Origin of the sequence: Leptolyngbya sp. DQ-M1, assembly GCF_039962505.1 — a bacterium.
Taxonomy (GTDB): Bacteria; Cyanobacteriota; Cyanobacteriia; order Leptolyngbyales; family Leptolyngbyaceae; genus Leptolyngbya.
Map to the genome: position 1 here is coordinate 436,930 of NZ_JAMPLJ010000002.1, position 20,081 is coordinate 457,010.

General features: G+C 49.8%; 17 protein-coding genes. 5 read left to right on the plus strand and 12 right to left on the minus strand.

The genetic code is table 11. From position 1 onward, the window contains the following. Positions 1-227 precede the first annotated feature (227 nt). Positions 228-1,016 (plus strand): Rpn family recombination-promoting nuclease/putative transposase, encoded by a 789-nt coding sequence (locus NC981_RS07965; RefSeq protein ID WP_348242356.1) that lies wholly within the window; start codon positions 228-230, stop codon positions 1,014-1,016. Here NC981_RS07965 and NC981_RS07970 read toward each other — a convergent pair. The 3 genes from NC981_RS07970 to NC981_RS07980 all read right to left on the minus strand — a co-directional run bounded on the left by NC981_RS07970 (position 1,007) and on the right by NC981_RS07980 (position 4,338). Further along, positions 1,007-1,903, minus strand: coding sequence for an alpha/beta fold hydrolase (locus NC981_RS07970; RefSeq protein WP_190379911.1), 897 nt, complete (start codon positions 1,901-1,903; stop codon positions 1,007-1,009). The genes NC981_RS07965 and NC981_RS07970 overlap by 10 nt on opposite strands. A gap of 39 nt (positions 1,904-1,942) precedes the next feature. Then, complete coding sequence (gene glcD / locus NC981_RS07975) at positions 1,943-3,412, minus strand: glycolate oxidase subunit GlcD (RefSeq protein WP_190379978.1); 1,470 nt, start codon at positions 3,410-3,412, stop codon at positions 1,943-1,945. Between the two features lie 89 nt (positions 3,413-3,501). Next, positions 3,502-4,338: a prephenate/arogenate dehydrogenase gene (locus NC981_RS07980; RefSeq protein WP_348242357.1), complete on the minus strand. Its 837-nt coding sequence runs from the start codon at positions 4,336-4,338 to the stop codon at positions 3,502-3,504. A 92-nt stretch (positions 4,339-4,430) separates the two neighbouring features. Between NC981_RS07980 and NC981_RS07985 the strand changes: the two genes are divergently transcribed. After that, positions 4,431-5,918: a pentapeptide repeat-containing protein gene (locus NC981_RS07985; protein WP_348242358.1), complete on the plus strand. Its 1,488-nt coding sequence runs from the start codon at positions 4,431-4,433 to the stop codon at positions 5,916-5,918. Positions 5,919-5,957: 39 nt separating this feature from the next. Here the strand turns inward: NC981_RS07985 and NC981_RS07990 are convergent, their stop codons facing one another. Together NC981_RS07990 and NC981_RS07995 are read right to left on the minus strand one after the other, a co-directional pair. Further along, positions 5,958-6,341 carry an alr0857 family protein gene (locus NC981_RS07990; RefSeq protein ID WP_190379913.1) on the minus strand — a complete coding sequence of 128 codons (384 nt, stop codon included), beginning with the start codon at positions 6,339-6,341 and terminating at the stop codon, positions 5,958-5,960. Positions 6,342-6,758: 417 nt separating this feature from the next. Next, positions 6,759-7,340, minus strand: a complete 582-nt coding sequence (locus tag NC981_RS07995) for a pseudouridine synthase (RefSeq protein ID WP_348242359.1) — start codon at positions 7,338-7,340, stop codon at positions 6,759-6,761. A gap of 112 nt (positions 7,341-7,452) precedes the next feature. On the opposite strand from NC981_RS07995, the gene NC981_RS08000 reads away from it, so the two are divergent. Further along, on the plus strand, positions 7,453-7,653 hold the full coding sequence (locus NC981_RS08000; RefSeq protein WP_190379915.1) for a hypothetical protein: 201 nt from the start codon (positions 7,453-7,455) through the stop codon (positions 7,651-7,653). Here NC981_RS08000 and cobN read toward each other — a convergent pair. Then, the gene (gene cobN, locus NC981_RS08005) at positions 7,650-11,531 is read right to left on the minus strand and encodes a cobaltochelatase subunit CobN (RefSeq protein ID WP_348242648.1); all 3,882 of its coding nucleotides are present in this window, start codon (positions 11,529-11,531) and stop codon (positions 7,650-7,652) included. The genes NC981_RS08000 and cobN overlap by 4 nt on opposite strands. 135 nt (positions 11,532-11,666) lie before the next feature. Here cobN and NC981_RS08010 point away from each other — a divergent pair, with 135 nt between their 5' ends. Next, positions 11,667-13,145, plus strand: coding sequence for a CoA-acylating methylmalonate-semialdehyde dehydrogenase (locus NC981_RS08010; RefSeq protein WP_348242360.1), 1,479 nt, complete (start codon positions 11,667-11,669; stop codon positions 13,143-13,145). Here NC981_RS08010 and NC981_RS08015 read toward each other — a convergent pair. Both NC981_RS08015 and NC981_RS08020 read right to left on the minus strand, forming a co-directional pair. Continuing rightward, positions 13,142-13,804: an FHA domain-containing protein gene (locus NC981_RS08015; protein WP_348242361.1), complete on the minus strand. Its 663-nt coding sequence runs from the start codon at positions 13,802-13,804 to the stop codon at positions 13,142-13,144. The genes NC981_RS08010 and NC981_RS08015 overlap by 4 nt on opposite strands. A 240-nt stretch (positions 13,805-14,044) precedes the next feature. Continuing rightward, positions 14,045-14,509 carry a thioesterase family protein gene (locus tag NC981_RS08020; protein WP_348242362.1) on the minus strand — a complete coding sequence of 155 codons (465 nt, stop codon included), beginning with the start codon at positions 14,507-14,509 and terminating at the stop codon, positions 14,045-14,047. A 137-nt stretch (positions 14,510-14,646) separates the two neighbouring features. On the opposite strand from NC981_RS08020, the gene NC981_RS08025 reads away from it, so the two are divergent. Next, positions 14,647-15,492 (plus strand): universal stress protein, encoded by an 846-nt coding sequence (locus NC981_RS08025; protein WP_348242363.1) that lies wholly within the window; start codon positions 14,647-14,649, stop codon positions 15,490-15,492. Here the strand turns inward: NC981_RS08025 and NC981_RS08030 are convergent. The 4 genes from NC981_RS08030 to NC981_RS08045 all read right to left on the minus strand — a co-directional run bounded on the left by NC981_RS08030 (position 15,489) and on the right by NC981_RS08045 (position 20,018). After that, positions 15,489-17,705, minus strand: coding sequence for a CHASE2 domain-containing protein (locus NC981_RS08030; protein ID WP_348242364.1), 2,217 nt, complete (start codon positions 17,703-17,705; stop codon positions 15,489-15,491). The genes NC981_RS08025 and NC981_RS08030 overlap by 4 nt on opposite strands. Positions 17,706-17,983: 278 nt before the next feature. Further along, entirely contained in the window at positions 17,984-18,952 is a 969-nt protein-coding gene (gshB, locus tag NC981_RS08035; protein WP_348242365.1) for a glutathione synthase, read from the minus strand. Between the two features lie 133 nt (positions 18,953-19,085). Further along, positions 19,086-19,346, minus strand: a complete 261-nt coding sequence (gene grxC, locus NC981_RS08040; protein WP_348242366.1) for a glutaredoxin 3 — start codon at positions 19,344-19,346, stop codon at positions 19,086-19,088. A gap of 36 nt (positions 19,347-19,382) precedes the next feature. Beyond that, complete coding sequence (locus tag NC981_RS08045; RefSeq protein ID WP_348242367.1) at positions 19,383-20,018, minus strand: 2OG-Fe(II) oxygenase; 636 nt, start codon at positions 20,016-20,018, stop codon at positions 19,383-19,385. Positions 20,019-20,081: the final 63 nt, after the last annotated feature.

The window sequence follows — 20,081 nt, forward strand, 5'->3', positions numbered from 1 at the left end:
CATTCACACTCTCTGTAGCGTAGTCAAGACAAGAGAGTGCTTACTTCTATCTTAAGAAGGCATTTCTTAACCGTGGAGTTCTTTAAGACCAACTACAGAAAGTCTCGATTCACTCGTAGCCAAAGCTACAAATTGGAAGCCGCTTGCTGGGATTGATTGAGATAGCCCTTATCGCTAATCTAGCAAGCCGCGAATCCTCTTCGACAACTGGTTCACTCAGGTAAAGTATGTACGACAATATCTGCAAGTTTCTAGCTGAAACCTTTTCCAGCGATTTTGCCTCGTGGCTTTTGGGAGAAGCGATCGAGCTAACCGAACTCAGTTCATCGGAGCTATCGCTCGAACCGATTCGCGCCGATAGCTTAATTTTGCTGCAATCTGAAGCAACCGTGCTGCATCTCGAATTTCAAACCGAACCCAGCGCAACGATTCCCTTCAGAATGCTCGATTATCGCGTTCGGCTCTACCGCCGATTTCCGAGTAAAACGGTGCGTCAATTTGTGATTTATCTTCAGCCCACGACTTCAGAACTGGTGCAACAGTCAAGCTTTGTCCTAGAGGAAACTCGGCATAATTTTGGTGTAATTCGGCTTTGGGAGCAACCGACAGATCTTTTCTTGCAGTCTCCTGGACTTTTACCGTTTGCAACGCTGAGTCAAACGAGCGATCGTACTCAAGCGCTTCAGCAAGTCGCCCAAGTGATCGAGCGCATACCAAACAAAGAAACGCAGCAAAATGTCGCTGCCTCCGCATTTATCCTAGCTGGATTACTATTAGATAAAAGTATCGTTCAACGACTTCTACGGCAGGACATTATGAAAGAATCTGTCACTTACCAAGCACTGATGGAAGAAGGAAGAGAAGAAGGAAGAGAGCAAGGAAGAGAACAAGCGCAAAGAGAGGTCGCGATCGCAATGCTACAAGAAGGCATGGCGATCGAGGTGATTGCTCGGATTACAAAGCTCTCGATCGAGCAAATCCAAGCAATCCAATCGGCTGACAGTTCTCAAGCTTGAATGACCTGATCAACCACCCAATCTTGAATCAATTGGTTGACGTGATCGGGAATTTCATCATGCGGACAATGCCCTGCATCCAGATAGTATTCCGTTAGTTGCGGATGATAGCTGCGGAACTTTGCACCCCGCTCTCGGGCATTAATCCACGGATCGCCTTCGCCCCAGAGCATTAAGAGCGGTCGAGTTAATTGATGCAGCAATACATCAACCTTTTCACCTTGGGGAGTGCGGAACACTGAAGCAAACACCTTTTCCGCTCCGGTATCAAAGGCAGGGCGCTGAATCTCTTCGATTAAGCGATCGGTAACTGCGCTCTGATCCAGATACACCTTTTGCAGCGTGTTCCGAATCACCGACTTCTGCCGCACATATTGAAACAGCAGCCAGCTCGCCCAATCTTGATGAAACAGCGTCATCACAAAGCTGCCCATCACCTGACGAATCGGATCAGGTTTGGTGGTGCCTTGAATATCCGTAAACGGGCCAGCACTGTTAATCAGAATTAACCCGGCTGCAGATTCGGGACGTTGAGAGGCAACCGTGAGCGCGACGTATCCACCGAGTGAATTTCCGGCAAGCACCGCAGGCGCACCGATCACCTCATTCATAAATTCGTGAATTTGATCGCGCCACAGCTCACCGCTATAGCGCCAATCTGGTTTTGACGATCGCCCAAACCCCAATAGATCGATCGCCCAAACCTCAAACTCGGAACTTAAACCGATCACATTCTTGCGCCAGTGATCGGTAGAAGCTCCAAACCCGTGAATCAACAACAACGGGGGGCGATTTTTCCGCTCCCCCATTCGCACATAGTAAACTGGCTCATTCCGCCAGTTCCAATACTGTCCCGGAACCGACTCGATCGAAGAAGCGACCTGCATGACACAATCCGCAATACATCATGTATTCAATTGTAAAACCTAAAAGCGATCGACGTTTTCAAAGGTCTTTTGTCCATACGCTTTCGCTGCTTCTCCGCAAGTCCGGGGAGTCGGAAATAACTTCGTCGGATTGGCGATGCCTTTCGGGTCAAAGGCTTGTCTTACCCATTGCATCGTTTCCAAATCCGCAGGCGTAAACATTTCCGGCATATAGCAGCGTTTATCGGCTCCGATACCGTGTTCGCCAGAAATACTGCCCCCAACTTTGACACAGAGCTTGAGAATTTCGCCGCCTAACTCTTCGACTTGCTCTAATGCACCGGGAATTGCATTATCGTACAGAATTAACGGATGTAAGTTGCCGTCTCCTGCGTGGAAAACATTCGCCACTTTGTAGCCATGCTTTGTGCCTAATGCTTCAATCTCACTCAGCACATATTCCAACTTCGTTCTGGGAATGACTCCATCTTGCACATAGTAATCCGGACTCATTTTGCCCATTGCGGCGAATGCTGCCTTACGACCTTTCCAGATGGTGAGACGTTCATCGGCTGCGGTGGCAACTGTAACGTTACGCGCCCCATTTTGCTTGCAGATTTCTGCGACTCGCTGACAGTTGACTTCGGCTTCGACCTCTAATCCATCGACTTCGACTAGCAAAATTGCAGTCGCATCACGCGGATAACAGCCGGTCGCAACCACATCCTCGACCGCATTAATGCTCATGTTGTCCATCATTTCCATCCCACCGGGAATGATGCCTGCACTGATAATGTCGGAAACGGTTGCACCTGCGGCTTCTACACTGGTAAAGTCTGCCAACAGAACGCGAATCGATTCTGGCGTTTTGAGAATTTTGAGCGTGACTTCGGTAGCAATTCCGAGCGTTCCTTCTGAACCGACAAACACACCCGTTAAGTCATATCCCGGCATTTCAGGAATTTCACCGCCCAGATCGACGATTGATCCATCGGGTGTGACAATTTTCACGCCCAATACGTGATTCGTCGTTACACCGTATTTGAGGCAATGCACCCCGCCCGAATTTTCAGCAACGTTCCCGCCGATCGAGCAAATGATCTGACTCGATGGATCAGGCGCATAGTAGAATCCCGCGCCGCTTACCGTCTGCGTCACCCAGCTATTAATCACGCCAGGCTGAACGACGACGCGCTGATTTTCCAAATCGACCTTGAGAATCTTCCGCATCAGCGACGTGACAATCAAAACGCAGTTCTCGATCGGTAAAGCACCCCCCGATAATCCCGTGCCCGACCCCCGCGCCACAAACGGCACCGAAGCGCGATCGCACACTTTCACCACCGCCGCCACTTCTTCAGTCGTGCGCGGCAGAACGACGATCGCCGGACGTTCTCGATAGCTAGTCAAGCCGTCGCACTCATAAACCAACAATTCTTCGCGTTTCCGCACGACTCCAGACTTTCCAACAATGGCTTCAAAGTCGCGTGCGATCGCTTGCCAATTGGGTTGAGTGCTTACCGCCGTCATGATCCTGCCCATACAACGTCACCCTTAACCTACCAAAAATAAGCCCCTGCGTACCGAATGGCAGCATTTGTAATCTTGTAGATTGAGCATTACAAAAAATCCGATCGCCCTGCCTGAGTTCGGCTGAAGACTGCTTTAAGCTCTGTCCAGCGCTCCTGTTCAATCAGATCAATGATGTTATCGAGATGCTTACGGTAGGACAACAGCGATCGCAGCACCTCTGGCTTGTTGTACTGCGCCATCATTAACCCCAATTCAGGATTACCGCCCCCGACGCGGCTAGTATCTCGAAATCCAGAACTTGCTAATGCTTCAGCCAGCTTTAACACCCTTGAATCTGACTCATCTAAACAGGTCGCAATTAAACTTGCACTCACCATCACAGGCAAATGAGAAATCGCAGCGACGGCGCGATCGTGATCTTCAGGTTCGCAATGAAACAATTTCACCTGTAGCGGACGCAACAACAATTCAACTCGTGCGATCGCGGCTTCGGGTGTCGTGTTAGTCGGGGTTAGAACATATGGATTTCCGACAAGCAATCCATGCACTGCCGCTTCAATTCCGCTATCTGCTGTGCCTGCCATCGGATGCCCGCCGACAAAATTGCTCCATAACGGTGCGATCTCGTTCACGATCGCAGCCTTCACCGAACCCACATCGGTTAAAACGGTGCTGGGTGTGAGATGTGGAATTAATTGCTGCACGGTCGGAACAATCTGAGCGATCGGCGTACAAATAAAAATCACATCAGTATCAGATAGCAGCGACACATCCGTTTCCGCCGTATCGACTGCGCCCCGCGCCACCGCAATCTCACAGGTTCTCGGTCTTCGACTCACACCCAGAACCGTATGTCCCTGCGATCGCAAATCCAGTCCCAGCGATCCACCAATCAATCCCAGCCCCACGATTCCAATCTGCATCATCTCTTCCTTAACGCTTTACTCTGACCTACATCTGGGTACGTTAACGCTAAAGCCACCCGAATTTCTAGGATAAGGATCAAAACAAGCTCATGAAGGTTGAGGAACTGCTGGAAAAATACGCTGATAATATCCGGGAATTTTCGGAGCTAAATCTGAGTGGGGTACATCTTCCAGGCGTGAATTTAAGTCGATCGACCCTGCGGAACGCTAACTTCAAAGCGGCAAAACTCACAAGCGCAGATTTTAGCTACTCGATTTGCCAGAAGGCTAAATTTCATGGTGCAAATCTTATCCTGGCAGACTTCCGGCATACTGACCTTGAGCAAGCCGACCTCAGCAAAGCAGAACTGACCCGCACCGATTTTAGCGCTGCAAATTTACAAGGAGCTGATTTGAGCTGCGCGGATCTGCGGGATGCCAAACTTCGCGGCGCGAATCTCAATCGAGCCAACCTGAATCGATCAGATGTGCGGTACGCCAAGCTGATTTCTGCCAATTTACACTCGGCAAATCTCAGCAGCTGTGACCTGAGCAGTGCAGATTTGTCTGGAACCGATTTGCGTCAGGCAGAACTGCGACAGGCGACCCTCAATCGGGCAAATTTGCAAGGTGCGAACCTGCAAGGGGCAAATTTACGCTGGGCAGACTTGAGCGGGGCGGATTTGCGCTGGGCAGATTTGAGTGGGGCAAAATTGAGCGGCGCGAATTTGACGGGAGCCAATCTCAGTCATGCCACACTGCTGGATGCCACCTTAGTTCACGTCGATCTATCCCGATCGAACCTTGCCTTCGCTGACTGGACAGGTGCAGATTTAAGCGGCTCAAATCTCACAGGCGCAAAACTTCACGCCGTTGTTCCGTATGGCATTAAAACCACTGGAGCCACGTGTCACTGGATCGATTTGAGTCAAAACGGAGATCAAAGCCAAATCTACCGCTTTATTAGCCAAGATCCGAGCGAGTATTTTCACGAAACGCCGCCGATCGTTGAGGTGGTGATCGACGACCGCCTCAGCCCGGATGCTCATTGTGCGTTAGCCGTGGCTTATCAGCAATTCGCTCGACGAGGCAACGCGATCGTGCCGCCGCAGATCCAAACCCACAAACAAAGAACGGTGCTAAGATTTCAGCTCGATCGAGACCAAGACCTGTTTTGGACTGCGTTTATCGCTATTTTGCCGTTTGCCGATGCGAACTTGACGCAGCAAGCATTAACAACGCTGGTGCGATCGATTCCCATGCAAGCCGTGAGCCACAGTCCAGAAAGCCTACAGATGTTTCAGACGCTTGTAACCACGCTGAGCCAGTCGATTCAGAAAGTGGACACCGCAAAACTTTTACGGGCAATTCCGGTCGCGATTCAGAAAATCCGATTTTTTCGCGCTCCGACGCGATCGACGTTATTCAACTCAGCCCATCGCTCTATCTTGCTGTACGACAATCCACAGTTTGGTAAACGGCGAATTAAATATTCTGAAGCGGAGGCAGAGTTCGCATTTCTGGCTCAGCCCGCGACCTTTGTACCGCCAACGCAGACTGAGGCGGTCGACTTTCTGCAAGGATTTCACATTCGGTAGGCGTGCAGGATTCGAGAATGTCCAAATCCTGCACGCCGATTACACTAGCGGAGACGCTTGCAGTTGAGTGGCCTGCCACAGCTTGTAGACAAAGAACTCGGTACGATCGCTCAACGCCGTAACAAACATTCCGGCGTGTGCTTCCACTGTCGTTGCAATCCAGCTTCCTTCGACGCTAACTTCGACAAACTGATCATCGACAGGCACGATCGACACTGGCACCTGCTCTAACCGCACCAGCCTTTCTAACTCTGCAAACCCAGGAGCCGCGATCGACAGTAAAAATGCAGCTCGGCTTGGCTCGATATGTAGCGTTTGTCCGGTTCGCAGCGCCAGAACGATTCGCTGGGAAACCAGCGCTTCTAAGGAAATCGTGACGCGCTCTAAGTGCAGTCCAGATTCGGTGTAGATGAGCTTTAACATCCGTTTGCTCCATTGAAATTGGCGAAAAATTAACCCCCGTCTCAGTGGTTTGAGCGGGGGTTATCAGAACTCTGTATCCTGATGTGCTGCCTCAGATTGGTGTTAGACGGAAACACCACCCGCTTTTTGTGTTGAATAGATTAAATTTTTGTTCTTCGCTGCCGTGAAGGTCGAATAGACGAACACCTTCTGGTGTAGCGAAGCTAACGAAGTGAATCGCCTGCACACTCACTCTGATCCATGCTGTTATCATCCATAGCCGCGCCAATACCGCACACCCTTGTTGGGGTGAGTCGGACGGTTTGATATGGCGCGACGAGATGGAACGAGTCATAGTCCTGAGTAAAAATCTGTCTTTCTATACTACAAGTGTAATATCGAGTTGTCTACACCTTTTAGAAGAAAAATTTGAGCAAGTTAGTGGGTACGAAGTAACTCCAGTTCTTCAGGGGTTAAGTCGCGCCATTGTCCAGGAGATAAATTGGTGAGGCGGAGTTGGGCGATCGCAACTCGGATCAGTCTGAGCGTGGGAAATCCCACGGCTGCGGTCATGCGCCGAACTTGACGATTTTTTCCTTCGGTTAGCGTGATTTCGAGCCAAGCGGTTGGAATGTTTTTGCGAAATCGAATGGGTGGATCGCGGGGGGGTAGATCGGGTTCATCGAGACGATCGACGGTCGCCGGACGAGTGCGATAGTTCTGGATCGTCACGCCTTGACGCAGTTGAGCGATCGCGCGCTCCGTGGGAATGTTTTCAACTTGTACCCAGTAGGTTTTGGTGTGGTGGAATTTTGGGTCGCTGAGCCGATGTTGGAGTTGTCCATTGTTTGTCAGCAGCATCAAGCCTTCGCTATCTTGATCGAGCCGCCCGACTGGATAAACATCGGGAACCGGAATAAAGTCTTTGAGGGTGAGTCGCGGTTCTGAAGGGGGCGAGTCGTCTGTAAACTGGCTCAGGACGTTGTACGGTTTGTAGAACAGGAGATAGCGATCGGGCATATCGCCTAAGAGAATTTGGTGCTGTACGATTCTACAAGATCAAGCAGACTGAGGTTGGTGAATCAAACTTCTAAATTTCAGCCATAATGATCAAGCTGTTCGCACTGAAATAATGGATCGCCCTTTGCCCTTGTTTAAATTTCCGTTGTCTTGGACATTAGTGTTAGTGATTGCGATCGCCCTCTGTTTCAATACGCCGATCGCTCAGACTGCTAAACCCCTCAGCGAGTTAAAGATTGCGCTGCAAGTTTCAGAAGCAACCTCAACCGGACGATCGCGCCGTTGGATCAAAGTATCGCTGCTGGGATTTTAGGAAATTTGTCCTTCGATCACGCCTTCTGCTTCAAGCACGATCTCTCTTAGTTGCTCTAGGGTTTTCTCGTTGGCTTGTTGCCAAAATCCGCGCTGATTGGCTTCGAGCAATCGTTCTGCCATATCTCGCAGTGCCCAAGGATTTTTAGATTGAATAAAATTCTGTACAGTCGAATCGAATAGATACGCTTCGGCAACCCCTTGATACATATAGTCTTCAACGCATTGAGCCGTGGCATCGTAAGCGAAGAGGAAGTCGATCGTCGCCGCCAGTTCAAATGCGCCTTTATAACCGTGTCGCATCGCGCCTGCAATCCATTTAGGGTTAATCACCCGCGATCGATACACTCGCGCAATTTGTTGTTTGAGCGATCGGATCTTCGGATTTTCAGGCAGGGAATGATCACCAAAGTAAGTCGTGGGATTTTTGCCTTGAGTCGAGCGAACGGCTGCGGTTAATCCACCTTGAAATTGATAGTAATCGTCGGAATCGAGTAGATCATGTTCCTGGTTATCCTGATTTTGCAGAACGATTTGCATTTGGTTTAATCGATTCTGGAATGCTTCAGGAGCAGATTGAGCAACACCGGAACTACTGTAAGCGTAACTACTCCAGTTAATGTAAGCGCGAGCGAGATCTCCATCGGTTTCCCAATTCTGAGATTCAATCAATCCTTGGAGTCCAGCCCCATACGCACCCGGTTTTGAGCCGAAAATGCGATGGCGCGATCGACGATCGGCAAGTTCAGCACTCAATCCGGCTGCTTGCCAAACTTCTGATTCTTGCTTGACCTGAGCCGCTAAGGGATTTTGATCGGGGGGTTCATCGAGTTGAGCGATCGCGCTTACTGCTTGATCAAATAAATCAATCAAATTCGGAAACGCATCGCGGAAAAATCCTGAAATCCTCAAAGTGACATCGACACGCGGACGACTCAGCACCGATAACGGCAGAATTTCAAAATCAACCACGCGGCGAGAAATGCCATCCCAAACAGGTTGAACTCCGAGTAATGCTAAGGCTTCTGCTAAATCGTCTCCGCCTGTTCGCATCGTCGAAGTCCCCCAGATTGAAAGCCCGATCGTGCGCGGATATTCGCCGTTTTCTTGGGTGTAGCGTTCGACGATCGCTTCTGCGGCTTTACGTCCGACTTGCCATGCGCTTTCGGTGGGAATCGATCGGATATCAACCGAGTAGAAATTCCGTCCGGTAGGTAGAACTTCGGGTCGTCCGCGTGTGGGTGCACCTGATGGTGCGGCGGGGACGTAACCGCCATTTAAGCCATGCAGCAGGAAGTCAATTTCTTGATGAGTGTTTTGCAAAGCTGGAAGCAAAAAGGATCGAATCCAGTTGAGTTCGGCGGTGTAGGCGCGGTCTTGGGGGATGTCTTGCTGGAGTAGGCGATCGATTAAGTTTGCGGCTTCGGTTTCGATCGCCGCGATCGCGTCTCCGACGGTTCGGAATTTTGCGCTTCGGTTGGGTGAGTTCTGCCCCCTAAATCCCCCACGAGTGGGGAACTTTGAAGTGCGTGAATTCCCTTGCAGTTGGAAAACCTCCTCGCTCTCAAAGTCCCCCATTCTGGGGGACTTTGAGAGCTTTCCGAATTCCTCATCGCAGCGAATCACTTCAAGCGACTCGTCTAAACGCTCTGCCGGATCAGCCGTTAACGGATCAAAATCAAGTCCCCAATCTTCAGCAATAGCGCGAGTCAACCCAACTCGATCGGGCTGCGGATGACGTGCGATCGCCACAATCAAATCCCTTAATTGTCGCCCTTCTGGACATTTTCCGAAAATATGTAATCCATCTCGAATCTGCGCCTCTTTTAATTCGCAGAGATAGCGATCGGTATCCGTAATCAAATCGAGAATCGAATCCGCATCGCTAGGAAGTTCAGATTTAAGATTATCTTGTTCAACCAGATCAATAATGCGATCGCGAACCACATTTAATCGGGATGGATCAAGATTTTGCGCTTCGTAATATTCATCGATCAGCGCCTCTAATTTCTGCAAGCCACCATAAAGCTCTGCACGAGTCATCGGTGGCGTAAGGTGATCGAGAATGACCGCTTGGGCGCGACGTTTAGCTTGGGAGCCTTCACCCGGATCATTGACGATAAACGGATAGAAATGCGGTAAAGCGCCGATCGCAATCTCAGGAAAACAATTCTCAGAAAGCGCCACACTTTTTCCCGGAAGCCATTCGAGATTTCCGTGTTTGCCAACGTGAACGATCGCTTGTGCGCCAAAGGTTTCTCTCACCCAGTAGTAAAACGCTAAATATTGATGCGTGGGTTCCAAATCTGGAGCGTGATAGTTCAAAGACGGATCAAGATCATATCCGCGTGCAGGCTGAATTCCAACGAACACATTACCAAGCTGAATTCCAGGAATCGCAAACGATTCTGCGGCTGAACTCCAGCGATCGACGATCGACGCTTGAACCGATGGCGGTAATGTTGAAAAATAGGTTTGATATTCCGATAACGATAGCGACTGATTCACATTGCGTAATTCTCTCGCCTCTGGATCATTAGTCACACCTCTCGTTAATTGCAGAACTAACTCATCTCCATTCTCAGGAATATTATCAACCGTATATCCTTCGCGTTGTAGCGCTTTGAGAATTTCAATACAGCTTGCAGGTGTATCCAAACCAACACCATTGGCTAGGCGACCATCGCGAGTTGGGTAATTCGCTAAAATCAGCGCAACTTTACGATCGCGCTTCTCACTCCGTCGCAGTTCGACCCAATTTCGAGTTAGCGCTGCAACAAATTCGACTCGATCGCGTACCGCCTGATAAGTTACAACTTCCGTTTGCAACTCCGGATGTCTTGCTTGCACCGCCTTAAACGAAATTGCCCGACTAATAATCCGTCCATCCACTTCCGGCAATGCCACATTAATTGCAGTATCTCGCGGCGAAAGCCCCCGCAGTTGTGCCTGCCATTGTTCCACTGTGCCACCGCTTAAAATCACTTGCAGCACCGGAATATCTAATGTTTGCCAGAGTTCGGGTGCATCCGCAGCAGCAGTCATTCCAAACGGAATCGCAGAACCCAGCGAAAAGCTTGTGGTATTCAGCAGAATATCAATACTCGATCGATCCTTCGGTTGAAAATAAGTCAGCAATTCACTTTGAACATCCGGATCACGCAGCGAAGAAACAAAAACGGGAACGGGACATAAATCACGATCGCACAACGCTGAACACAGGTCATCGATCATCGCAGTATTACCCGAAAGATAATGAGCGCGATAAAATAAAATTCCAACTTTGCGATCGCTGCAACGTTTACCCGATCGATAGCTACACTGCTCACCTGTTCGATACAATCCCACACGCGGCACAACCTGTGGATCAGCAAACTCAGCCTCAACGCCCAAATAAGTCTTCGCTAAAAACTGGATCGCATTGCGATAGTTCTCGGCTCCACCTTCGTTGAAATAGCGCCAAACTCGCTCAACCTGAGCAAACGGAACCGTCGAATGGCTCATCAAATCTAAATCCGGTCGATCGTCCCCCGGCAGCACAATCAAAGTCGCCCCCGAATTTTCTGCTGTTTCGCGCACGACTTCCAACCCATACGACCAATACGACCGCCCCCCAATAATCCGCAGCACAATCACCTTTGCTGCTTCTAACACCTCTTCTGCATAGGTATCGATCGTCAATTGCTGCTGAAGCTGAAGCAAATTCACACCCCGCACTTCGGGAAATCCAGAGGGCAATTGAGTAATCGCGCTGGAGAGCGTTTGAATATCGGTATCTGCTGCCGTGATCACCACGATCGGGGCAGGAGCTTGCTCGATAAAGACAACGCCTTCGAGATCAGGAGTCCAACCTCCAGGAGTCGCAGCGATTCGGTGCATAAACACATCGTGAGAGGGCAAGCTCTTAATCTACCGTGAATTCGCCGAAACGCCGAATTACTGCATCGAACAATCCACAATTTTTGGCTTATTGCGATCGCCCATTATGATCGAAGCTGAGAGTGAGGAAAAACCATGACGCAATCTTCTCCGATCGTTCAAAACTACATCAATGGTGAATGGTCTACACCGACTGCCGAAACCTATCTAGAAGTGATCAATCCCGCCACGATCGAAGTTCTCAGCAAAGTTCCTCTCTCTCCCGCAAGCGAGGTCGATCGCGCTGCCACCGCCGCTCAAACTGCCTTTCCTGCCTGGAGACGCACCCCCGCAACCGAGCGCGTTCAGTACCTTTTCAAGCTCAAAGCACTGCTCGAAGCACACTTTGAGGACATCGCTCAAACGATCACCCTCGAATGCGGCAAAACGATCGCAGAATCCAAAGGCGAAATGCGACGAGCGATCGAAAACGTTGAAGTCGCTTGCGGCATTCCCATTCTGATGCAGGGCTACAACTCTGAAGACATTGCCCGTGGCATTGATGAACACATGATCCGGCAACCTTTGGGAGTCACGGCAATCATTACGCCATTTAACTTTCCAGGCATGATTCCCTTCTGGTTTATGCCGTATGCGATCGCCTGTGGCAATACCTGCATCATCAAGCCTTCTGAACGGGTTCCGCTCACGATGCAGAAAATTTTTAATCTGATCGAGCAAACAGGCTTACCCAAGGGTGTGATCAATTTAGTCAATGGTGCGAAAGAAGTCGTTGATGCCTTGCTCGATCATCCAAGCATTCGAGCCATTAGCTTTGTCGGTTCCAGCCCAGTTGCGAAGTATGTTTACAGTCGAGCCGCCGCAAACGGGAAACGATCGCAGTGTCAAGGGGGTGCCAAAAATCCGGTGATTGTTCTGCCCGATGCAGACATTACCATGACTACGAAAATTATGGCGGATAGTGCTTTTGGCTGTGCGGGTCAGCGCTGTTTAGCCGCCTCGATCGCCATCACCGTCGGCAGTGCCAAAACCACTTTTACGGATGCGATCGCCCAAGCTGCTACCACTCGACAAGTCGGATTCGGACTCGATACGGGAGTGCAAATGGGCCCTGTCATCACCGATCAAAGCAAAACTCGCATCGAAACAATCATCAATCAAGCTGAAACCGAAGGCGCAAATATTCTAGTCGATGGTCGATCTCCGCGAATTTCCGGCTACGAAAACGGCTACTTTGTGCGCCCAACCATTCTGCAAAACATCGATCCGGCCGGGAAAATTGCTCAGACTGAGATTTTCGGCCCGGTGCTGAGTCTAATTCACTTAGACTCGATCGACGACGCGATCGCCCTGATTAATCGCAGTCAGTACGGCAACATGGCATCGCTATTTACCTCAAGCGGAGCCGCCGCCCGCAAATTCCGCTATGAAGCCGAAGCCGGAAACATCGGCATCAATATTGGCGTTGCCGCGCCGATGGCTTTCTTTCCGTTTAGCGGCTGGAAAGAAAGCTTCTTCGGAGATCTCCACGGTCAGGGCTGGCAGGCGATCGAATTTTTCACCCAAACGAAAGTGATTGTTGAACGCTGGCAAGATTGGACGCGGCAATTCTAATCCGTTTTATTCAGATTGAACGAAATCTCTTCTTGGAGTTCCGAAAAGTCAATAAATGCACCGTTCCGCACTTCTGCATTGTTTAACCGCTCCAGCACTTCAGGATGTAGCGCCTGAACGGCCCGTTCTTGAACACTCACAAAAAAGAAAAATCGAGTGCTTCCCACACAGATGCAATCTCCATCGTGAAGTGGCTGGCGCTGTTGAACTCGAACACCATTGACGTAAGACCCATTCATACTGTTGAGATCGATCAGATAAAACCGACCCTCGCGATACAGAATTACCGCATGACGACGCGATAGTTTGCGATCTTGCAGAGGTAGCGCTGCTGATCGATTCCGCCCGATCGTCCAGACTCTCTGCGACTGTCTTAGGGTGATCGATTCCTGTTTTAGTAAGTTGGTCACAAGATGAGCTTGTGTCCCGATGACAACACCTTGAATGTAGCGGGGCTTCGCATCCGGCAGTCCGGGCGGTGGCTCGATCGTCGCCTGAGCATCGCGCTCGATCGTTAATGTCTCGTTTCTGTTGCTCTGCGGGTCTTCAGAATTTTCCTCATCGAGTCCATCCCAAAACTCAGCCAAGGCATCCGGTGGATTCACAGATGCCGGAAACGCAGCGTAACGATCGTCAGGGCTGTAGAATTCTTGCTTCATGAGAACTTCTTAAATCAAAGACGCACTTCCGGTGTATCCCCCTAGACTTCCCCAACATCGCGCAGATTCTGACTATAAGAATGAAGAACTGTTATAAATCACCATTCACCTGCCCATAATAAAAATTTTTTACCAAAAATCCAAAGTCGCAAGTCGTGCAGAATGAAGAGTAATAGCAGTTTCCAGAAGTCCTGCGACACATCACTTCCCTCGTAAAAGCGTAGTAGAGGGAATGCTAGATTAACGCACGATCGCTAAAGCACTTTGAACCGTTGGCGGCAGTCGTCTTAAAATCTTGCCTTTTTCCATATCCACCGCAACCAGCACCACCCGACCACTGACATACAGCACCGTGTGATCGAGCGAGCGAATCTCATACCCAACCGGAAGCTTGACACCCTCGATCGGCATCAATTGCGTTCTCACGATCGCCCTCATCCCCATGCGAAGCGACTGATGATAGCGAATCGAGAGATCAATCACAGGCAAATTGCAGCCCATTTCTACCAACTGCGCGAAATCAATGCCACGCGACTTGAGAAACTCGATCCGGGCTTCTTCCAGCCAAGCAATATAGCTACCGTGCCAAACAATCCCGGCAAAATCCGTATGGTGAGCGTAGACCGTGATCGGATAATCAAACCAATTAGGCGAGATCGGCGCAGGAACGAGATCCGAAGGGGGTAGCTGGGGAGATTGAGGCACGATCGTACTTTACAAACCATAATGAACACAGAGTAGCGCCACCGCCTAGACTTGAAACAGGCGCAGACCGAGAAAAATCACTCTCGATCTCTAAACACCACTCTGTTTTAAAGTCTACGCAGAAACGAGGCGAAGCGATGATAGAAAAAATTTTATTAGCGGATTCGGGTACAGGACGTTCCGAGGATATGCTGAAAGCGCTGATGGCGATTCCGTCGATCCAGCGAGCCATGGTAACAGTGCTGCACGTCGTTCCCCCGCAAACTAGCGCAGACGCGATGACTGAAAAGTGGGAAGAAGGCGGAAAAGTGCTGGCACAGGCGGTACAGTCGCTTAAACTAGAGCCGAATCACGTTTCGGCAATGCTGCGGCAGGGCGATCCCAAAACGGAAGTGCTAAAAGCTGCCGACGAAGTGAATGCAGACTTGATCATCATGGGATCGCGAGGACTCAAGCGACTGGTTTCGATCCTAGAAAATTCTGTCAGTCAGTATGTGTTTCAGCTTTCGTCACGTCCGATGCTGCTGGTCAAAGATGACATCTACGTGCGGGCAATCAATCGGATTGCAGTGGCGATCGACAAGTCCGAAGCCTCAAAGCAATGTCTCTCTTTAGCACTCTCTCTACTGCGGGATATCAAAGGCGGACAGTTGACGCTCATCCACATCGATTCTAATCCCAAAGCCAGTGAAAAAACCGGAGCCGAAGCCGAGAAAGATTCGGTTTTTGCAGAAGCGATCGCTCAAGCGAAACAGTACGGAGTGAGCTATCGCGCAGTTACAGCAGTCGGTAAGGCAGGTCAAGCGATTTGCCGTGTCGCTGATGAAACAAAAGCAGATTTATTGATGCTCGGATCACCCGATCGCAGACCTTCGGTTGCCAAAGGACTGCCAGATCTCGATCGCCTGTTGGGAACATCGCTATCCGATTATGTGCGAGTGTATGCAAACTGTCCGGTGCTGTTAACGCGAACCGTTAGCTAATCACGATCACTCACATTTGAATTTTCAACCGGAAGCGGATCGGCAAATGCAAATCGACCTTTTCCGGTTTTTTTTGCCTCATACATGGCCTTGTCTGCCAGTTCAATCAGGGCTTCTAAGCGATCGCTGTGATTGGGAAACAAGGCAATCCCAATGCTTGCCGTAACAGATAATGTTTCTCCCGAAATCGCAAAGGCTTGCGATAAGGTATTGAGAATTTTGCGTCCAACTTGTGCGACATCCTGTACCCCTGGAATCGTGGGCAGTAGCACCACAAACTCATCTCCACCCAATCGCGCAACCGTGTCACTCGTTCTTAAACATCCGGTCAATCGTTTCGCAACTGCTTGCAACAATAGATCGCCGATCGGATGACCTAATCGATCATTAATCTGTTTAAATCCATCTAAATCAATGAACATCAATGCCAGAATTTGATCGCTTGATCTTGCAATCCCCAAAGCTTGACTAATGCGATCGTAAAGCAATGCACGATTGGGTAATCCGGTTAATACATCGTGATTTGCAATATAGTTTAATCGCTCTTGACTTAAGCGGAGTTGCGCGTTCGACTGAGACAATTCTTCTGCGGTTTGTCTGAGTTGAGCTTCGATCGTTTTTCGCTGTGTGATATCTCGAATCACGCCCACTAAGAAAAAATTGCCCGCTGCATCTTTATGCAGCGATCGTTTTGTAGCAATTTTATAGGTGATACCGTGCGCATTGGTGAATTCTTCTTCGTGTTCTATTTCATTCCCATGTTTGAAAACTAGATCATCTTGCTGCCAAAAGACTTCCGCTTCATGTTCGGGAAAGACTTCATAATCTGACTTTTCAATCATCTCGGAGATCGGCTTTCCGAGCAGTTTCGAGTAAGCCTCGTTCAGCACAATCCAGCGATGCTGCTGATCTTTCACAAAGACCGGATCAGGAATCGACTGAATAATCGAATGTAAAAATTCCTTCGATCGCTTCAATTCTTCTTCAGAATGCGCGATCGCAGCAATCACCGCAGCAGTTGAAGCGGACAGTACGATGCCTGCCGGGATTAATGGCACAATCCAGCCCGCCAGAAATAAGCCGTAGCAAATTGCAACCAAGCCGCTACCGATCACAAACACAGCGATCAAATTTCGCTGAGGAAGCCGCAGATGCCAACTCACGCTGATACCCACGATCGACCAGACCCAGATCCAAATCGCATCGATCGGCTCACTCCAGGATTTAAGCTGCGTTCGCCCATCCAGTGTTTCACTCAAAATCTGGCTAATAATATTCGCCTGAATCTCCACTCCTGCCACGTCTTCCGGGGGACGATTGATGCTGCCAGAATACGAGGTCGCGGAAAAATCCTTCAGGCTGGGGGCAAATGAACCAATTAACACAATGCGATCGCGCAGTTTCTCAGCCGGAACCTTACCTTCTAGAATGTCCTGCATCCAAACGGTGCGAAAGCGTCCCGCCCCACCCCGGAAGTTTGCCAAAATCTGATACCCGCCTGCATCGGCATTCGCATAAACGCCATCGCTAGACTGAAAGCGTTGAAATACTGCCTGTCCAAGCTGCAACTGTCTACGATCGAGCTTTGCGCCTTCTTCTTGAATGCCCTTTTGTTTGAGATACAGCAGCGCCAACTGCATTGCAAAGCTGCGATGCTTGCGCTTGTCGGCATCAAACCAGTACAGCAGCGACCGCCGAATTTTGCGATCGGCATCATAGATCACATTGTTAAAACCGACCTGTTTTAGCTCCTCCAGTACGGGCGGAGGTGCAACCCCTCGTCCTGATGAATCGGGCATCTGCTGAATTCCAATCAGGTTCGGCATCGCTCTAAAGGTAGTCAACAGTTCGGCGTGTCCATCATCAACTCGGACATCACGATAGATATCTAGCCCGACCGCACGGGGCTTTGCAGACTGAATGGTTTCCAGCAGTCTTGCCAGCGTGCGATCGCCCAGCGGCCATTTGTAGCGCTGCAACTCTTCTTCGCGAATGCCGACAATGACGATGCGATCGTCTACGGCTTCAAGCGGACGCAACCGAAAGAAGATGTCGAGACTGCCGAGTTCCCAGGATTGGAGCGCGCCTGTGAATCGGAGTCCAATCACGCAGCCTGCAATAACAGAGGCGGGAAGCCAAATTTTGGCGCTCCGTCGCAGCTTAGTTGAGACTTTTCTGCAAAATCCGAGTGGTCGCGTGAAAGGTTTACTCATTGCAGTTCACATTAGTCTGACAGACAGAACGCTTTGACTAACAAGCACGATACCAACAGGGAGTGAGTTCGATCGTCGGCTGAGAGTGAAGTTTTCCGATTCGGTCATATCTTCATCGTCTGGTTGTAATTTCTTTACCTCGCCTTGACCGATGCAGCTGATCCGTTAGGTTAGCTTGGGTGCAGCAAGGGTTGGTAGGTCACCCTTGTCAGGGGTAGTTAGCGCAAGGGGGCTTGTCGCTGGCTACCTTCTTTGGAGCCGTTAACTCAGGAAACACCTTATTTCTGCTTCACAAGCTCGATCGATTGAATCACCTGCACCGCTAACTGAGTATTGTTGAGTCGATCGACCTCACGAATTCCGGTCGGACTGGTGACATTGACTTCAGTGAGGTAGCCACCAATTACGTCGATACCGACGAAAAATAGACCGTCTTTCTGTAGAGTTGGAGCGAGTTGGGCACAGATTTCGCGTTCTCGATCGGTGATGTCAGTTTGAGCGCTCCGTCCGCCGACTGCCATATTGCCGCGAAATTCGTTGCCTGTGGGAATGCGGTTGACGGCCCCGATCGGTTCTCCATTCAGCAGAATAATCCGCTTGTCGCCGTCTTTAGCTTGTGGGAGGTAGGTTTGCACCATGATCGGGAGTGTCCCTTGCTGGGTGCTAATTTCGATCATGGAGTTGAGGTTGCGATCGCCCGATTGCAGAAAGAGAATACCTTCACCCGCTTTGCCGCCTAAAGGTTTGAGTACAGCGGTTCCTTGTTGTTCGAGAAATTGTAGAATCACGCGCTTTTCTTGCGTCACGATCGTTTCGGGAATCGCTTCGGTAAATTGCAGCGCATACATTTTTTCGTTTGCTGCCCGGATGCCGGAGGGGGAGTTAATAACTTTGGTTTTGGTCGGGTCGATGTAGTCGAGGATGTAGGTCGCGTAGAGATAGGCAGTGTTGACTGGAGGATCGGTTCGCATAAATACGGCATCCATCGTTTCGAGCGGCGCGAAGGTGGGCGGCTCGATTTCAAACCAGCGATCGACGGCGATCCAGCGATTATCACCCAAGGTGACGGGAACCAGTTTGACTCGTTCGAGCGTTGCCCAAGCTTTCCCTTCAACGACGCTGAGCCGATTTGCCTGTGTGATCCAGACTTCATGCCCTAGCTGTTGTGCTGCTTCCATAAACGCCACGCTGGTGTCGTGGGTGGGGTCGAGGCGATCGATGGGGTCGATGATGAATGCAATTTTCACGGTAGTTAAGATGTGTAGTGGAGAGTGGGGAGTGGGGAGTGGGGGAGTAGATGGCGTTACGCTTTGCAAGCGGGAAAAGTGAAGTCACAGTTCTTTCTCCCTACTCCCCACTGCCTACCCATCTTCGGATCAACTATGCTGCCAGCAGCGGATCAAGCTTGCCCGATCGCTCTAGAGCGTGAATATCGTCGCAGCCGCCGATGTGCTGGTCGTTGATGAAAATTTGGGGGACAGAGCGGCGACCGTTAGCGCGTTCTGCCATTTTTGCGCGTCCGGGTTCGTCTCCGTCTAGACAGTATTCGGTGTATTGAACGCCTTTACGATCGAGCAGAGCTTTGGCGCGGATACAGAAGGGGCAGGTGCTCCAGGTGTAGATTTCAACGTTCGGACTCATAAGTGTCTCAAGCATTAGCAACGCTTTTAATTTTAGTCATAGTGTGACGTTGTGTGACGTTTCGCGACGAATCCAACCATTCAGAGTGAAGCGACTATCGGCAAAGTGGCGCGATCGACAAGTCACAGGTAGCACTTCATGGAGAAAATGACTGGGAAAGAACACGATACTGTTGTTAATCGGTTCGATGTCTTGATAAGAATCAGCTTGAATATAGGAGCTATTTTCTAAATTTAGATCGTATATTCTTAATGCACCTCCGAAGAAACTCTTAGGTTCTCGATGGAAGTAGTAGACATAGGAGATAATTCGATTTGCAGCTTCTTCACTTCCATTATCGTTGTGAACTTTGTAATAGTTTCCATCGTTATGGGCTGTGAGTTGAATTTCGATTTGAGAAATCGAAAAAGCTTGAATGTTCCAGGCTTCTATTATTAAAGACGGGATAATCAGCTTAACCTTCTCAATCATCCAGTTCTCGTATTCTTTGAAGTAGTAAAGAATGCTGGATTGGCGATAGTTGATCGCACCTGTTGAGGTTGTAGTCGCAGCAAATTGATCCTCGCGAGCAAGGACGTAATTTAACAGATTGGTGCGATCCTCGAACGATAGAAAATCATGAAGCTGAATGAATTGAGCGGGTTGATAGCAAGACAATTGATAGCAAGACATAGTAGCGTTCGATCGTAATACACCCATTTCATCCTAAGTCGAGCAAACAGGAATAAGCGTTCA

Excerpts from the sequence above, each read along its gene's own strand:
- NC981_RS08000 (WP_190379915.1), top strand. The coding sequence starts at position 7,453 with ATGGATCGCCCTTTGCCCTTGTTTAAATTTCCGTTGTCTTGGACATTA.
- NC981_RS07980 (WP_348242357.1), bottom strand. The coding sequence starts at position 4,338 with ATGCAGATTGGAATCGTGGGGCTGGGATTGATTGGTGGATCGCTGGGA.
- NC981_RS07990 (WP_190379913.1), bottom strand. The coding sequence starts at position 6,341 with ATGTTAAAGCTCATCTACACCGAATCTGGACTGCACTTAGAGCGCGTC.
- NC981_RS08025 (WP_348242363.1), top strand. The coding sequence starts at position 14,647 with ATGATAGAAAAAATTTTATTAGCGGATTCGGGTACAGGACGTTCCGAG.
- NC981_RS07965 (WP_348242356.1), top strand. The coding sequence starts at position 228 with ATGTACGACAATATCTGCAAGTTTCTAGCTGAAACCTTTTCCAGCGAT.
- NC981_RS08030 (WP_348242364.1), bottom strand. The coding sequence starts at position 17,705 with ATGAGTAAACCTTTCACGCGACCACTCGGATTTTGCAGAAAAGTCTCA.
- NC981_RS07970 (WP_190379911.1), bottom strand. The coding sequence starts at position 1,903 with ATGCAGGTCGCTTCTTCGATCGAGTCGGTTCCGGGACAGTATTGGAAC.
- NC981_RS08010 (WP_348242360.1), top strand. The coding sequence starts at position 11,667 with ATGACGCAATCTTCTCCGATCGTTCAAAACTACATCAATGGTGAATGG.
- NC981_RS07985 (WP_348242358.1), top strand. The coding sequence starts at position 4,431 with ATGAAGGTTGAGGAACTGCTGGAAAAATACGCTGATAATATCCGGGAA.
- NC981_RS07995 (WP_348242359.1), bottom strand. The coding sequence starts at position 7,340 with ATGCCCGATCGCTATCTCCTGTTCTACAAACCGTACAACGTCCTGAGC.
- NC981_RS08045 (WP_348242367.1), bottom strand. The coding sequence starts at position 20,018 with ATGTCTTGCTATCAATTGTCTTGCTATCAACCCGCTCAATTCATTCAG.
- grxC (WP_348242366.1), bottom strand. The coding sequence starts at position 19,346 with ATGAGTCCGAACGTTGAAATCTACACCTGGAGCACCTGCCCCTTCTGT.
- NC981_RS08015 (WP_348242361.1), bottom strand. The coding sequence starts at position 13,804 with ATGAAGCAAGAATTCTACAGCCCTGACGATCGTTACGCTGCGTTTCCG.
- glcD (WP_190379978.1), bottom strand. The coding sequence starts at position 3,412 with ATGACGGCGGTAAGCACTCAACCCAATTGGCAAGCGATCGCACGCGAC.
- cobN (WP_348242648.1), bottom strand. The coding sequence starts at position 11,531 with ATGCACCGAATCGCTGCGACTCCTGGAGGTTGGACTCCTGATCTCGAA.